This window comes from Pararhizobium antarcticum, assembly GCF_001885585.1.
In the GTDB taxonomy this organism is placed as follows: Bacteria; Pseudomonadota; Alphaproteobacteria; order Rhizobiales; family Rhizobiaceae; genus Pararhizobium; species Pararhizobium antarcticum.
In genome coordinates this window covers 101506-117170 of the sequence record NZ_LSRP01000085.1, presented here as the reverse complement: position 1 = coordinate 117170, position 15665 = coordinate 101506, and the positions used below count along the sequence as shown (strand labels likewise).

The following is a 15665-nucleotide window of genomic DNA, read 5'->3' as shown; positions in this document are numbered from 1 at the left end:
GAAACGGGGTGGAATCTTTAGCTGGCGGCCAAACTATCAGTGCCCCCTGCAGCGTCAAGTTGGGATGCAGCGCGAAGAGCGCGTTGCGCGCGGAAAACCGCCTTTCGATCCGGACAGAATGATGGGGCGTCTTTCCCGAAGTTTAATATGTTTGCCACAGAGTGCGCACATAATTCCCCGAGCCTGGGCCTTGGACATGATGACCTTGCGCAAATTTCTGGCGGCTTTCGCGCTGTCGGCCGTGTTTTTCCCCATCGCTGCGGTGCAGGCGAGCGAGATGATTGCCGATGGCGCCTTCGACAAGGGCGGCGACAGGATCTGGGCCAGCGGCGGTGTCAGCCTGTCGCGCGAAGATGGAAAGCTCTGTGCCTCCGTTCCCGCCGGTGGCGAGCCATGGGACCGCCTGATGGGCGTCAATGATCTGAATTTTATCCCGGATACGGTCTATCATCTTTCCGCACGGTTGGAGAGCAGCGTGCCACGCAGCATCCCCGTGTTCGTGCAGCGCAATGAAGACCCGTGGACGGCGCAGGCAAGTTTTACAGTCGAAGCCGAGGTTGCCATGAAACCGTTCTCGGCGGATTTCCGGGCCACGGAAGACAAGGCGGCCCAGGTCATCTTTCATCTCGGCGGGGCAGCGTCTCCCTGGCGGCTGTGCCTCGACATGTTGTCGGTTCGGGAGGCCTCGGCCGACGAGGGCGCCCAGATCGAGACAACGCCCGCGCCCGCAGCCAAGTCCGGCATTGCCGTCGATTTGACCCCGCGCGTCAACCAGGCCGGTTATTTTGCCGATGGCCCGAAGCGTGCAACCGTGGTGAGCGACGATCAGGCGCCGCTGCCGTTCCGATTGCTCGACGCGTCCGGCCTCGTCGCCCGCGAGGGCATGACCGAGCCCATGGGCATCGATCCGACGGTGGAAGCCGGCACGCAGGTCGCGGATTTTTCATCTTTCCAGACCATCGGCGAGGGATACAGGCTTGTTGTCGGCGGCAAGGAAAGCCCGCCGTTTTCGATTGGTCGCGACGTCTATGGCAGGCTGCGCATTGATGCGTTGTCCTGGTTCTACCCGCAGCGCAGCGGCATGGAGATCCGGGCTGAGATTGCAGGCGAAGGCTATGCGCGCCCGGCCGGCCATATCGGTCTGCGTCCCAATGACGGCGACACCAGCGTGCCGTGTCTTTCCGGCGAGGCGGCAGCCCGTCTTTTCGGTGACTGGTCGTGCGACTACCAGCTCGACGTTTCCGGCGGCTGGTACGATGCCGGCGATCACGGAAAATACGTCGTCAATGGCGGCATTGCCGTTGCGCAATTGCTTGGCACCTTCGAACGTGGCGTAACCTTTGGCGGTGGTGCTTCGCCGGTCTTGAGCGACAGCCTGTCGCGCATCCCCGAAACAGGAAACGGGGTGCCCGACCTTCTCGACGAGGCGCGCTGGCAACTGGAGTTTCTTATGAGGATGATGGTGCCGGATGGTCAGCCGTTGGCTGGTATGGTGCATCACAAGATCCATGATACCGAATGGACCGGTCTGCCGATGCTGCCGCATCTCGATCCGAAACTGCGCGTGCTGCATCGCCCTTCCACGGCCGCCACGCTCAACCTCGCGGCCGCGGCCGCGCAGGGCGCACGGCTCTTTGCTTCCTATGATGCCGCGTTTGCGCAACGCCTGCTGGAAGCTGCAAAAAAGGCCTGGCTGGCCGCCGCGGCCAATCCTGTTCTCTACGCGCCCCAATCGGATGGCGGACAAGGCGGTGGCGATTATGCCGATGATGACATCACCGACGAGACATACTGGGCCGCGGCAGAGCTCTATATCACCACCGGCGAGGCACCGTATCTGGTGGCGCTGAAGGCATCGCCGCACTGGGCAGGACCGGTCTTCTCGGCTGTCGGTGCCTTCGACTGGCGCAGCACGGCCGGCCTCGGGCGGCTCGACCTGGCGCTCTACAGCAGAACGCTTGCCGAAGACGACAGGGCGATGATCCGCGACAGCGTCATTTCGGCGGCGCGGGAATTCCAGGCGTTGCAGGGCAGGGAGCCCTTCGGCCAGATCTACCGTCCCGGCAACAGCCGATTTGACTGGGGGTCCAACCAGCTGATCCTGCAGAACATGATTGTGCTGTCAGCTGCTTTTGATCTGACCGGCCAACGGTCCTTCCTGAACGCCGTGCGCGGAAGCATGGATTATCTTCTCGGGCGCAATCTCATGAACCTGTCCTATATCACCGGTTATGGCTCGGTCTGGGCCCAGAACCAGCACAGCCGCTGGTATGCCAACCAGGTCGACGACAGCCTGCCAAATCCGCCGGTAGGGTCACTCGCGGGCGGGCCGAATTCCGCGCTGGTCGATGATGTCGCAAAGGAAAAACTGCAGGGCTGCGTGCCGCAGGCCTGTTATGTCGACGACATCATGTCCTGGGGGACCAATGAGATCACCATCAACTGGAATGCGCCGCTGGTTTACATCGCCTCGTTTCTGGCGGATGCGCGCTGAGGGCCGCAGCGAGCGCGGGTGCCTTGCGGGCCAAAAGCACGCCAAAAGAAAGCCCCCAATCAGGCTTCGGCCAAAATGGGGGCTCTGCATATACGAGAATTCGGTATTCCGTCAGGCTCTCAGGCGCGGCGCCGTTGCTTCTGCGGTCTCGTCTTCCGGATAAATATCCTTGAGCGTTTCCAGAATTCTCAAAACGGCATCGGACGAACTCGAATAATAGATCGTCTGTGCATCGCGACGCGTGGTGACAAGGTTCTGGGCCCGCAATTTCGACAGATGCTGCGACAGCGCCGACTGGCTGAGTCCGACCTGATTTGCCAGCGCACCCACGGCCATTTCTTCGCGGACCAGCGAAGTGAGTATGAGCAGCCGTTTCGGATTGGCCATGGCGGCTAAAAATCCGGCAGCAACCTCTGCTTTGACGTGTTTCTGGGGCGAAATTGTTTGCATTCAAGGCTCCATGCGAAAATTACATCACGCTTGGTTATGAGTGTGAAGCCGGGATAATTAGTCGTGATGAATAAAAGGACAACCACCTACTGTAAAAAATCGGGGTAGGCGGATCGGTTTAACCGTTAAGTTTCTTCAGCAATGGCCGCAGACCTGATGCATTTTGCAGTGGCGCATCGAATTCCAGCCGCTTCAGCTGGTCGCCGCTCGCCAGGTCGATCCCTGCGGCGTCGATCCCGCGAATCTGCCACGTCTCGCCCTTTGCGCCGCAATGGGTCCGCGCATAATGGCCGGCCGCATCGGCATGATCGCTGTTCATGTGTTCGATTGCGCTGGCCTCCATGGCCTGGAGTTCTGCCGTCGCCGGTGATTCGATGCGCAGGTCCTGCGCTTCCATCAGGAAGGCGCGGCCAAAGCCGCCATTCATGCTGGCCCTGAGGGGAACGAGCCGGAAAAAGCTGAAATCGGGAAAGTCGACATAGAGTTGCGCCTTCGGGTGACGCCGGATGAACCGCTCGCGGATCCGGACGTGGTCAGGGCTCTCTCCCGGCACTCTGGCCGCCTCGCATTGGACCGTCAGGCGGGCATGGGCCAACGGGTCGCCCTTGCCGATGTCGCCTGTCAGCAGCGAGCAGCGCGGATCTGCGGCCAGCGCCTGGGTGTGGGTCGACAGGGCCGAAACCAGGATGACCGGGGTGCCATCGATATCCATGCCGAGCAGCACGCGGCTGACAAAGGGAAATCCGTCGCTGCCCGGTTCGATGACGGCCAGCGCCGCATGGCGAGCCGATCGCAACAGAATGCGGGCCTGTTTGCGGGCCGCGTCATCCGTTTCGCGCAGGACGGAAGGTTTGTCTGTCATGATCATCTCCTCAGACGAAGACGCCCGGAGCTTCGAGGTCCGGGCGCATGCACTGTGCATCGGTCGTTCGTCAGGTCCTGTTGCGATGCCGCGTCAGGCCCTCGACGACGTTCTGGGCCGTGATCGTGCCGACGATCGTGCCGTTGTCAACCACGCCGATGCTGCCCGGCTGCCGGGACATGGCATCGAGAATATCGATCAGCGGGGTTGTCGGCTTGGCAGTTGCCGTTACGCCCGCGGCGGTGTCGGTGCGGTTGACGCCCTGGCGCATGACATCGAGCGCCGTCAGCATGGTGATCGGGTTCATGTTCTGGACAAAATCCGCAACATACTGGTTGGCCGGGTTCTTGACGATATCCTGCGGGGTGCCGCACTGGATGATACGACCGCCTTCCATGATGGCGATGCGGTTGCCGATGCGGAAGGCCTCGTCGAGATCGTGGCTGACGAAGAGAATTGTCTTTTTCAGGCGACGCTGGAATTCCAGCAGCTCGTCCTGCAGGCGGGTGCGGATCAGCGGATCAAGCGCCGAGAAGGGTTCATCCATCAGAAGAATCGGGGCGCCGGTGGCAAAGGCACGGGCAAGGCCGACGCGCTGCTGCATGCCGCCCGACAGTTCCTTGACCTGGCGGTCGGCCCATTTCGTCAGGTTGACGAGTTCAAGCTGCTCGTTGACGCGGTCCCTGCGCTCCTTGTCCGGCATGCCGGCAAGTTCGAGCCCGAAGCCGACATTGTCGGCGACGGTGCGCCACGGCAAAAGCGCGAATTGCTGGAACACCATGGATACGGTGTGCATGCGGAAATCACGCAGCGATTTGGCGCTGGTCTTGTAGGGATTGAGCGGTCCGTTCGCCGTATTGACGGCGACCTCGCCGCGCACCACGGGCGCCAGCCCGTTGACGGCACGCAGAAGCGTCGACTTGCCTGAACCTGAGAGCCCCATGAGGACGAGGATCTCGCCTTCCTGGATCGCGAGCGAGGCATCGGCGACGCCCAGCACCAGGCCGGTTGCCGCACCGATCTCGTCGCGGGTCTTGCCCTGGTCGATCATCGCGATGGCTGCCTGCGGCCTGTTGCCGAAGATGATGTCGACATTCTTGAAAACGACGGCTTCGGTCATGCGCCTTCTCCTTCATCGGACGAACGGAACAGGCGGTCGAGAATGATCGCGAGGATGACGATGCAGAGGCCGGATTCAAAGCCCATGGCGATGTTGACGGTGTTGAGGGCGCGCACAACCGGGACGCCGAGACCGGCAGCGCCGACCAGTGCCGAAATGACCACCATCGACAGCGACAGCATGATCGTCTGCGTCAGGCCTGCCATGATTTGCGGCATGGCGAAGGGCAGTTCGATCTTGCGCAGCACCTGCATCGGTGTCGCGCCGAAGGATTGTGCTGCTTCCACCAGCGATGGCGGCGTCGAGATGATGCCGAGGCGCGTCAGGCGGATCGGGGCGGGGATCGCGAAGATCACGGTTGCGATCAGGCCGGGAACCATGCCCAGTCCAAAGAGCACGAGGGCCGGGATCAGGTAGACAAAGGTCGGGATCGTCTGCATCAGGTCGAGAATCGGTCGCATCACGGCATAGACCCAGGCGCGACGGGCGGCGGCGATACCGAGCGGGATGCCGACAGCCATGGAGACGAAGCTGGCCGCGAGCACCAGCGCCAGCGTCTCGGTCGTCGCCTTCCAGTAGCCGAGATTGATGATCAGCAGCAGGCCGAAAAGCGTGAACAGCGTCACGCCGATCGAGCGGCGGAACCAGTAGGCTGCAGCTGTCACCACCGCGACGACGAGCAGCGGGTGCGGTGTCTGAAACACCCATAGGATGACGTTGACGACACCGGCCAGAACGGCGGAGAGATTGTCGAAAAAACTCTCGAAATTGGTGGTCAGCCAGTTGAAGAATTCCTTCGCCCAGCGGCCAATGGGGATACGTCGTTCAGGGTCGGTGAGCCATTCCACGGATTTTTCGCCTGGTTTTCGAGATCAAGGATAGGAGCGGATGCGCGTGAAAAAGGCAGGGACTTTGCCCTGCCTTTGTCGTTCGATCAGAGACCGAGAGCGGCCTTGACGGCTGCCGGACCGTCGCCACCGTCCTTGGTGGTGACGCCAGCCAGCCAGGGCTCGATTGCCGCAGGATTGGCCTTCAGCCATTCCGTTGCAGCGGCGTCCGGGTCTTTTCCGTCGTTGAGGATCTTGCCCATGATCTCGTTTTCCATCGGAAGCGAGAATTTCAGGTTGGTGATCAGCTTGCCGACATTCGGGCATTCGGTCGTGTAACCGGCACGAACATTGGTGAAGATCGTCGCGCCGCCGAGATTGGGGCCGAAGATGTCGTCGCCGCCGGTGAGGTAGGTCAGCTTGAAGTTGGCGTTCATCGGATGCGGTTCCCAGCCGAGGAAGATCACCGGCGCGCCGTCCTTCTCGGTGCGGGCGACCTGCGCCAGCATGCCCTGCTCGGAGGATTCGACGACTTCGAAGCCCTTCAGGCCGAACGTGTCCTTTTCGATCATGTCGATGATCAGGCGGTTGCCGTCATTGCCGGGCTCGATGCCGTAGATCTTGCCTTCGAGTGCATCCTTGTGGGTGGCGATGTCCTTGAAATCCTTGATGCCGAGTTCCGCGCCCTTGGCGTTGGTCGCCAGCGTGTATTTGGCGCCCTCAAGGTTCGGACCGAAGGATTCGACGGACTTGTCGTCGAGGAACGGCCGCACGTCGGCTTCCTGGGTCGGCATCCAGTTGCCGAGGAAGATGTCGATGTCCTTGTTCTTCAGCGACTGGTAGGTCACTGGAACCGAGAGGACCTTGACGTCCGTTTCATAACCGAGACCCTTCAGAATCGTCGAGACGGTCGCGGTCGTCGCCGTGATGTCCGTCCAGCCGACATCGGCGAAACGAACCGTACCGCAGGCTTCAGGCTCGGCGGCAGAAGCCGTGCCGACGGAAAGCGCCGCAACGGAGACCGCTGTGGCAAGTGCGAGTTTCAATGAAAGCGTTTTGATCATGCTGATATTCCCCTGACTTTATCATTTTAGCCAATCATCAAGTGTCCGCTCTTCCCAGCGCCCTTGATGTTGTCTCAAGTGTATTGGGACATTTACCGGAGGCGGCCCCGTTTAGCGACGCGAAATGTCGCATTGCCTTCGTTTCGCCCCCGACATTCGATTTTCTGTGACTTTCGTCGTTGCGCTCTGGCCTTCCGCCTCCCGCTCTGGTCATGAACACGGGCCAACATACAGGAGAGGACGCCATGGCAAAACTGTATTTCAGCTACGCCACGATGAACGCCGGAAAATCGACGCTTCTTCTGCAGGCGTCCTACAATTACCGTGAACGCGGCATGCGCACGGTGATCCTGATCGCAGCCTTCGATGATCGTGCCGGAACGGGTCGTGTCTCCTCGCGTATCGGCCTCATGGAAGACGGCATCGCCTTTCAGCCGGGTGACGATCTCTATGTGCTGCTGGAGCGCCTGCATGCGGAGGACGCCATCGCCTGCGTGTTTGTCGATGAGGCGCAGTTTCTTGATCCCGACCAGGTCTGGCAGCTGGCGCGGATCGCCGACCGTATCGGCATTCCCGTCATGGCCTATGGATTGCGAACGGATTTCCAGGGCAAGCTTTTCCCGGGCTCCATGGCGCTGCTGGCGATTGCCGACGAAATGCGCGAGGTCCGGACGATCTGCCATTGCGGCCGCAAGGCGACCATGGTCGCGCGCCTGGATGCAGAGGGTAACATCGTTCGCGAGGGCGCGCAGGTCGATGTTGGCGGCAACGAAAAATACGTCGTCTATTGCCGCCGCCACTGGGAAGACAAGATGAACGAGACACAGTGACCACCTATCGCTGGGCGCTGAAGCCCGTCATGATGGCGGTCCGTCGCTCCTGCCGAGGAAACCTGTCGATGTCCTTTCGTGCTGTTCTGCTCTCTTTGTGTCTGCTGCTTGCGGCGGGGTCCGTGCGCGCCGACGGCGATGCGGCGGCCGGGGCACAGGTCTTCAGGAAATGTGGCGCCTGTCATAGCGCGACAGAGGCTGAGAACCGCGTCGGGCCCAGCCTGATGGGCATCCTCGGCCGGCCTGTGGCGACGGTGCCGGACTATAACTACTCTTCGGCCATGGCGTCCTTCGGCGAAGACGGCAAGCTCTGGGACGAGGGGCGGCTGTCGGACTATCTCTTGAGCCCGAAATCGATGGTGCCGGGGACAAAGATGACCTTTGCCGGTCTGCGCAAGCCAACCGATATCGTCAACCTGATAGCCTATCTCAAGAGCACGGTGGTTGGGAAATAGGCCAGGGCGAATTTCGGCAGCCGGATACTTGTGCTTCAAATTGCCAGTCCCATTATATAGGCTGATGTGACAACCGAATAATCCGGCCCGGCGATGCGTCCGGCCTTAACAACAGCATCAAGGGGAACAGGGATGGCGACGTTGCAGAATTTTGAGAGCGAAATCGAAAAGACGCGCGGCATCGTCAGCCAGATGCGCGGCAAGATGGAGCAGTCCGGCGCCGTGCTCGACCAGTTCGCCAAGGCCGACACCAAGCTCGGCGATGTCAATTTCGACATCGAAAACGCCCGCATCAGCGATGTCGTCAACCAGCAGCGGGTGATGGAAGGCAATATTGCCGATCTGATCCTCGGGCTCGAAGACGCGACCAACACGTTCGGCGCCGAATTCGAGACGATGAAGAGCTATACCGGCTACGAGAAATTCATCGGCATGTTTTCCAAGCAGAGCATGCAGCGCATGCGCACCGACCGGGTGCGCAACATGTCGCTGGCCGGCAACCTGCAGCAGCTCCTGTCGAAATCGGATACGATCGTTGGCATCCTCAAAGAGCAGAAGGCGGTTCTCGACCAGCGGTACAAGCAGTCGGAAGCGAGCCTGATCCAGGTGATCGAGCGGCGCAAGGGCACGATGACGTCGCTGCAGGACACCCAGAAGCGCATCGAGGAACTCAACCCGATGCTGATGGATATCGAAAACAAGATTGCGGCTTCGACCGACCAGATGACCCGGGCGCAGCTTGAAGGCGAGCGCTCGGCACTGGCGACGGAATACAACCAGAAGCAGGCCAAGGAGCAGGAACTCCTGGCCGAAAGCCAGACGCTGGAGCGCTACACCTCGATGTTCCAGACCTTCGTCGACAGCCTCAACAACCAGATCGCTGCGCAGAACACGTTGATCAACAAGCTGACGATCGATACCGAACAGCGCATCGTCCTCTACAAGGCGCTGGAGGATTCGTTGAAGACGGCGGCCCAGCAGGACGTCGCCCACAAGATCAACACGCTCGGCAGCCAGGTCGATACGGCCGCCGAGGAAACCATGGCCGGCATCGGTTCCGCCTCGCAGCGGCACATCGGCGATCTGCTCGAAATGCACGAGAAGAACATGCTCTCGACGCAGGATATCCAGCGCCGCAAGAAGCTCGCTGACGACGCCTTTGCCCGCCGGTTCCAGACGGTCATGGACAAGCACAATTCCGCGAACTACGTGAAGCCGTGATGGTGCTGGCGGTGATTTTGGAAGGAGTACGCGCAGGATTGCCCGCCTCTGGTCCTCCGGGCTATCTCTCCCTCAAGGGCGGAGATTGGCCGAACGCTTTGGGCCGTCTAGGGCACATAACGATCTCCCCCCTTGTGGGGGAGATGTCGGCATTGCCGACAGAGGGGGGTAAGCGTCCGCAAACTCCAAAGTCCCGATGAGCGCTGCAGCAGACAGCCCGGTCGGCCAGTATTTCTCGTCGATCCGGGCGGCACTGGGCGGTCTCGAGATCTTTCTCGGGGACCGCAATTCGCCGCTCTATCGCAATTCCGTGGTCGGCGAGGTCGTGGTTCCCTATCTCGATCGGTTGAAAGCCTCGTTTTCCTGCTGGGAAAACCGCATCGGCTTTGTCGAGCAATTCCGGATTTCGCGCGCTGAAAGCGGGTTTCCGGTGTTCCAGAACGTGCTGGAACTGGAAAACGACCGCCAGACTTCGGAAAAGCGGCTGGCGAGCATCCCGCTGGCCGATGCGTTGCGCGAAGAAATGGTCGATTTCATCCTGCGTCAGAAGGCCTTTCCAGATGCCCTCCAGGCGCGCATGGCCGAGCGTCTCTATCTCGAACAGATTGGCAAGGGCGACATCTTCTCGCCTTTCATCCTGCCGGAAACCATCCGCGTGGCCGTTAATCCGAAAACCATGCGGCCCTATTACGTGGTTGCCTGGGGCGCCTTTGACGGCAGCAGCACGTTGCCGATGGTCTACATGGCGACGATCGAGGACAGTTCCGAAAACATCGTCAAGGCGCTTGTCACGAAGGACGGCAAGCTCAATCCGGAAACGGAAATCGTGCTCCCCGTCGGCGGGTTGCTCAACCCCGAGCTTGCCACGCGCTTTGACGATTTTGCGCTGAAGAACAGTTCCTATTCGCTGACGCCGGCAACGATTGCCTCCAATCTCGATACGGATTTCCCCGAACTGCATCCCAAGCAGGTGCGCCGGATCGTGCTCGGGCCCTTCTATTCGGCCGGGATCACCGAGAACAATGCCCGGATCAACGAGATCCTGTCGAAGGTGCGCAAGTCGGAAAACGCCTGGCTTTTGACCTGGACCGTGCAGGAGGTCTTTTCCAAGGCCGAACGTCCGGCCAAAAAGGGTTTCTGGTCGACGACGCCGGCGATGGAGGAATTCCACATCGATACCGGCAATCTGGAAGCCACCCGCATGGGCGTCAGCGCCTATGAGAAACATGCGCTCGTGCCGCACGATGCCTATCAGGCGCTTTATGCCAGCGGCGAAGTCGAAGCGATCTTCGGCGACTACAAGGTGCACGTGATTTCCGGAAACCAGGTGATCAGCGAGGTTTGAACCATGTCCCTGAACGCAGGTCTGACAACGATCCACGAGGATGACATCGCCAGACACCAGGCGCTGGCGCAAGGCATGGTGACACGGCTGATCATTCTGGAGGCCGATGATCCGGCAACGGCGACGGCGCTTGCTGGAACCGGGCGGCGTTTCGTCTCGACCGTGGCGACGACCGGCACGCGCCGGACGCGTGAGGTCGAACTTGCGAAAACGATCCAGTCCGTCCGGGCAGCCGATCCGCTGATGTCTCCCGCCCAGCATGCGCTTCTCTATCGTGCCCGGCGCGGGCTGCAGGTGGCGCTGGCCGTCGCCGATGTGTTTTCGAGGCAGACCAATCTGGAGGGTTTGCAAGCGCGCAATGCGACTGCCCCTTTGTCCGGCGACGACGCGACGCAATTCAAGGCGCTGTTGTCGGCCTCGGCCTACGTTTCGGCGTTTACGCTGGCCGCCTATCTCTCCTCGACGCTTTCAGGCGAGGGGGAACCGGTAGACGATGCCAAGGAACCGGATTTTCTGTTCGATACGCCGCAGGATGCGTTGAAATCGATGATCGCGGCGCTCGACCGCAGCATTTCAGGCGCGCCGGATGATGCGACGCTCACGGCCCGGACCCGGGCTTTTGCGCGTGTCGCCATCGAAGGTTTGATCGGCCGCAAGGCGCGGTTTACCGGGCTTTCCAGCTTCGAGAATGTCCATATCCGCATCGAGCAGGATGATTTCACCATCAACGGCTTTGATGTCGCGCCCGGCGTCAAGCGAAAAGCCCTGTCGATGACCTTCAAGAAACCGGAGGAAATCATCGGCAACCACATCGCCAAATATCAGGCGCTGAAGCTGTCGAAGATGCTGATGGCCTATGATTTCGAGCGGCAGATGAACCCGTTTGTCGAGCTTGGCGGTTTCCTCTTCACCTTCATCGGCGACGGCATGCCGGGCACCGGCAAGACCATCCTGATCCAGATGCTGGCGGGCCTGCTGAACGACTACTGCCAGATCGCCGGTTATGCCTTTCACTATGAGAATTTCGGCGTCGACCAGATTTCCTCCTACCAGGGCAAGTCCGGGCAGAACTGCAAGGAGTTCGTCAACAACATCATCAATCCGAAGGCGATCGGCTTCGGCACGATCGACGATATCGATCAGGTGGCGGCGAAGCGATCCGATGACCGGGCGTCTGCCGGCCAGCACGAGGTCACTGCGGTGCTGATGGAGAGTTTTGCCGGGGCGTCCACGGTCATTCGCGGCAATTGCACCTTCGGCATGTTTTCCAACTATCCGGAAAATGTCGATGATGCGCTGCGCCAGCGCGCCGGTGCCCGCTGGCTGGTCGATGGCCCCCAGAGCGAGGGCGACTATATCGACATTTTTGCCATGCTGGTCGGCAAGAACCACAAGATCCCGCTCGGCGAGCACGCGCTGTTTGCGGGGCAGGAAATCAAGAAGGCGGTTTCGCAATCCTACGAGGCGCATGCCAGGCCGAAGGAGGAGGGGCTCTTGGCCGTCTGGGAGACGTTCGAGAAGCAGGAAGGGCGGATCGAGAGCATTGCCGATGTCGGCGCCTATCTGCACAGGATCAAGGTGGCGGAGCCGCGTTTTACCGGCCGCGCGATCAAGAACATCACCGACGCGATCAAGATGCGGGCCATGGATGTCGACCTGCCGGACGATTGGTTCTCGACGCCGGAAGCCTTCATGCACAAGGGCTACGACGAGAAGAAGGCGATGATCGAGGCGTTGCGCGGACCGATCACGCTGGACATGGTTCTGCAGGAGATCAACCGCTACGCCGACAGCGAATTCCGCTACACCGACAAATCCGACGATGCCGCCGTAACCGACATTATCCGCCGCGAGCGCCAGCGCGAAAAGGCAATCCGCGAGATCGAGACGATGAAGGGCGATGGTCGGTGGTAGGTGAGGCCAATTTTGCCAATCCGCAGCATGGAACTCGTGCTGCCTTCATGATAAGGTTTGGGATACATATATCCCAAGGAGGCATCTCATGACCAGACAGACAGCGATACGTCTGCCCGACGAAACCTATGAGCGGCTACAGGTGCTGGCGACGCGGACCGGCAGAACCGCGACCTATTATATCCGGGAAGCGATCGAACAGCATCTTGAGGATCTCGAGGACATCTATCTCGCGGAACAGGTGCTGGAGAAGCTGGCGAGAGGGGAGATTCAAACCTATTCTCTGGAAGAAGTAGAGCGTCGTCTTGGCTTGGACGATTGAGTTTACCGATGATGCGCTCCGGAACCTCGAAAAGATGGGGCGACCGGATTCACAGCGAATTCGCAACGATCTGCGCCAGCGCATATCGCTCCTCGAAAATCCTCGCCAATTCGGACACGCTCTACAGGGAACGAGACTCGGTCACCTCTGGCGTTACCGTGACGGGGACTTTCGCGTGCTGTGCGAAATCCGCGATCAACGCCTTGTTATCCTTGTTGTCGAAATCGGTCATCGTCGCGATGGCTACAGATGATCCACGCATGATCGGTCCTGCATGAAACGCCTCCTCGAAGCCGAACTGATCTATGGCCGCCTGCTCGAAATTTCCGAGCCGCACCTGATTGCGCGTTACAACAAGGCGCTGCAGGGTTTTGGCCTGCGCCCGACGGCGCTCACCGCCTTCAGCATCGACATGACCGGGTTCTCGCCCGAAATTGCCGATGAGCTGGGGGATCGGGACTATCTCGATCCGAACCGCGTCAATCGCCGTTTCATCATCATGACGCCGGACCAGGCCGAGCTTCCGGTCGTGCATACGAGCTTTTCAAACACGGCCGCCTTGATGCACGAGTTCTTCAACGCCAACAGCCGTGCCATCAATGCCGTGACGATCAAGGATGCGCTCTACGGCGAGATCGAGGACAGTGTCTCTGTCGTCAACGACATCGACGATCTCCTGTCGATCAACGAGGTCCGCTTCCGGGTGCTGTCCGCCGAGGACATGCTGGGCAAGGCGGCGGAACTGCGCGCGCTTGCCGACCGGCTGAAATCCGTACCGACGGCCTGGGCCGACGATGTCCTGCTCAACCGGATGGTGGAGCTGGCAAAGGTTACCGGCGACATCCGCCAGAATGCGCTGGTGCCCGACCAACTCGTCTTCCGCCATGATGCCTTCTGGGCCAATCACTTCGGCGGCGTCTACGTGTTCCTGGACGAAAAGACGACGACGGTGATCTGCGATCCCTCGGTTCCGGGCTTCCGGCGCTCGCGGCCCTGGCAGGTCGGTTATATCGGCCTCAACGATCATCAGCGGATCTTTGAATTCCTGGCGTCGACCAACCGTCTGCAATTGCCGCAGGCATCCTGGGTGGAAAGCTCCGGTCTTTACCAGCATCGCGCCGACATGGTCATCCGCAGCCTGATCAACGAGGCCGATCCGACCACGGACCAGACCGCCATCGACAGGATCTGGCTGCAGACATGGATGCACGGGAATACCGAGCGCGTGTCTAAGAACGGGCTCTATCCGTTCCTGCAGGAGATGATCCGCACCGTTGCCACCACCGGCACGGTCAAGATGCAGGACGTGGCGCCGGCCCGGCGTTTCCTCTTGGTGCGGGCAGCACCCGCACATCCAGACCAGTGGCTGACCAACCGCCTGATTGCCCAGCTTGTGTCGCAGGATTTTGTTTCGCGCTTCATCTTTGACAAGCAGGGTTTCTATGCCGCCTATGATCACTACAGCGAAAAATTTCGCGACTATGTTGTTGCGACGCTGAGCGGCACTTATCTGATGGACAAGGCGGCCTTTCGCAGGCGTCTCTATGGATTGAAAGAGGACAACAACAATGCTTGATCCGATCGTCGCGTTTTTTCAGCGCATTTTCTCCGCGATCGGCCGCGGCATCGGGCTTCTGGTCGCCTGGATCTGCCTGCCGTTCCTCAAGATCGGCCAGTGGTTCACCGGGCGCAGCTGGATCATCAAGGGACCGCTCGGCATTGTCTTCGCCCTGCTGATCGGGCTCTACGGCTATTTCCTGTGGCAGGCGACGGTCTGGACCAATTTCAACCCGGACTACGTCAACACCTATAATTTTGCGGCCCGCAAGAATGATGCCGGTCAGCCGGTGAAGGTGGCTGCGGGGGCGACTGCGACCGCCACTGCAACTGCGCCTGCCAACACGTGCGAGCGTTCCGCCATCGTCGATGTTGCAGCTGATCTCATCGACTACAATGTCAACCAGAACGCCTGGATCTCATCGATGATCCTCTACAAGGCCGGTCTGTTCGGCATGGACTGGGACAACACGCCCTGGCTCGACAACAAGGCGTCGTTCCAGCGCGGCGTCAACGAGGCGGTGCGGCGCACCACGGTCGAACTCGTCGATTCGCTCGTTCGCATGCGCGGCACGTCGGGCATCAATCCGCAGCTGCAGAGCGTGCGCAGCAAGATGCAGTATGAGGAAACCAACTGGTACTTCGGCCTGTCGCCCTTCGGCCCCTTGACGCCGACGCCATCGCAGTACCGCGCGGCGATAATTGATCTGCGCAGTTTCAACGACGAACTTGCGAAATGCACCGTGACCTTCGATGCCCGCGCGGACAATTTCGTTGAATTCATGGATCGCATCGCGAGTTCCATCGGCAGCACTTCGGCCATGCTGCGCGAGCGCTCCGAAAACTACAATGGCGGCTTCTTCGATACGCGCGCCGACGATCGTTTCTGGTTCGCCTATGGCCAGCTGTATGGCTATTATGGCGTGCTCTCTGCCGCCGGTGCCGATTTCGACGGCGTCATCAACCAGCGCGGCCTCGCTCCGATCTGGAACGAGAGCATCAAGCAGTTGCGCGCATCGTTGAACATCCAGCCCTGGATCATTTCCAATGCGCGCGAAGATGGTCTGTTTGCCACGCATCTCGCCACCATGGGCTTCTACATCCTGCGTGTGCGCTCCAATCTCGTCGAGATGCGCGACATTCTCGCACGATAAAAGACAACGTCGCCGCCGGTTCATCACCGGCTGTGGCGTGGCAGAGGCCG

At 60.4% G+C, this 15665-nt stretch carries 15 protein-coding genes; 10 read left to right on the top strand and 5 right to left on the bottom strand.

Features of this window, described 5'->3' with window-relative positions; genetic code table 11:
• Window positions 1–199: 199 nt before the first annotated feature.
• Window positions 200–2494, top strand: a complete 2295-nt coding sequence (locus AX760_RS12460; protein WP_425348847.1) for a glycoside hydrolase family 9 protein — start codon at window positions 200–202, stop codon at window positions 2492–2494.
• A gap of 111 nt (window positions 2495–2605) precedes the next feature.
• Here the strand turns inward: AX760_RS12460 and AX760_RS12455 are convergent, their stop codons facing one another.
• From AX760_RS12455 to AX760_RS12435, 5 genes are all read right to left on the bottom strand, one after another.
• Window positions 2606–2944: an ArsR/SmtB family transcription factor gene (locus tag AX760_RS12455; protein WP_071833200.1), complete on the bottom strand. Its 339-nt coding sequence runs from the start codon at window positions 2942–2944 to the stop codon at window positions 2606–2608.
• A gap of 118 nt (window positions 2945–3062) precedes the next feature.
• On the bottom strand, window positions 3063–3806 hold the full coding sequence (locus AX760_RS12450; RefSeq protein WP_071833308.1) for a HugZ family pyridoxamine 5'-phosphate oxidase: 744 nt from the start codon (window positions 3804–3806) through the stop codon (window positions 3063–3065).
• A 70-nt stretch (window positions 3807–3876) separates the two neighbouring features.
• The gene (gene choV / locus AX760_RS12445) at window positions 3877–4926 is read right to left on the bottom strand and encodes a choline ABC transporter ATP-binding protein (protein WP_071833199.1); all 1050 of its coding nucleotides are present in this window, start codon (window positions 4924–4926) and stop codon (window positions 3877–3879) included.
• Window positions 4923–5774 (bottom strand): choline ABC transporter permease subunit, encoded by an 852-nt coding sequence (gene choW / locus AX760_RS12440; RefSeq protein ID WP_071833198.1) that lies wholly within the window; start codon window positions 5772–5774, stop codon window positions 4923–4925. Before choW ends, choV begins: the two co-directional genes overlap by 4 nt.
• A gap of 86 nt (window positions 5775–5860) precedes the next feature.
• Complete coding sequence (locus AX760_RS12435; protein ID WP_083531170.1) at window positions 5861–6817, bottom strand: choline ABC transporter substrate-binding protein; 957 nt, start codon at window positions 6815–6817, stop codon at window positions 5861–5863.
• Between the two features lie 245 nt (window positions 6818–7062).
• Here AX760_RS12435 and AX760_RS12430 point away from each other — a divergent pair, with 245 nt between their 5' ends.
• The 9 genes from AX760_RS12430 (at window position 7063) to AX760_RS12390 (ending at window position 15615) form a co-directional block, all read left to right on the top strand.
• Window positions 7063–7647: a thymidine kinase gene (locus AX760_RS12430; RefSeq protein ID WP_071833197.1), complete on the top strand. Its 585-nt coding sequence runs from the start codon at window positions 7063–7065 to the stop codon at window positions 7645–7647.
• Window positions 7644–8102 (top strand): c-type cytochrome, encoded by a 459-nt coding sequence (locus tag AX760_RS12425; RefSeq protein ID WP_342587493.1) that lies wholly within the window; start codon window positions 7644–7646, stop codon window positions 8100–8102. The genes AX760_RS12430 and AX760_RS12425 overlap by 4 nt, the downstream gene beginning before the upstream one ends.
• A gap of 132 nt (window positions 8103–8234) precedes the next feature.
• Window positions 8235–9323 carry a coiled-coil domain-containing protein gene (locus tag AX760_RS12420; RefSeq protein WP_071833196.1) on the top strand — a complete coding sequence of 363 codons (1089 nt, stop codon included), beginning with the start codon at window positions 8235–8237 and terminating at the stop codon, window positions 9321–9323.
• Between the two features lie 196 nt (window positions 9324–9519).
• On the top strand, window positions 9520–10668 hold the full coding sequence (locus AX760_RS12415) for a hypothetical protein (protein WP_071833195.1): 1149 nt from the start codon (window positions 9520–9522) through the stop codon (window positions 10666–10668).
• A 3-nt stretch (window positions 10669–10671) separates the two neighbouring features.
• Window positions 10672–12582, top strand: a complete 1911-nt coding sequence (locus tag AX760_RS12410; RefSeq protein ID WP_071833194.1) for an AAA family ATPase — start codon at window positions 10672–10674, stop codon at window positions 12580–12582.
• Window positions 12583–12670: 88 nt separating this feature from the next.
• Window positions 12671–12904 (top strand): type II toxin-antitoxin system RelB family antitoxin, encoded by a 234-nt coding sequence (gene relB / locus AX760_RS12405; protein WP_071833193.1) that lies wholly within the window; start codon window positions 12671–12673, stop codon window positions 12902–12904.
• Window positions 12905–12938: 34 nt separating this feature from the next.
• Window positions 12939–13157, top strand: coding sequence for a type II toxin-antitoxin system RelE family toxin (locus AX760_RS12400; protein WP_342587495.1), 219 nt, complete (start codon window positions 12939–12941; stop codon window positions 13155–13157).
• 21 nt (window positions 13158–13178) lie between these two features.
• Window positions 13179–14480, top strand: coding sequence for a DUF6638 family protein (locus tag AX760_RS12395; protein ID WP_071833191.1), 1302 nt, complete (start codon window positions 13179–13181; stop codon window positions 14478–14480).
• The gene (locus AX760_RS12390) at window positions 14473–15615 is read left to right on the top strand and encodes a DUF2333 family protein (protein ID WP_071833190.1); all 1143 of its coding nucleotides are present in this window, start codon (window positions 14473–14475) and stop codon (window positions 15613–15615) included. Before AX760_RS12395 ends, AX760_RS12390 begins: the two co-directional genes overlap by 8 nt.
• The last annotated feature ends 50 nt before the right edge of the window (window positions 15616–15665 follow it).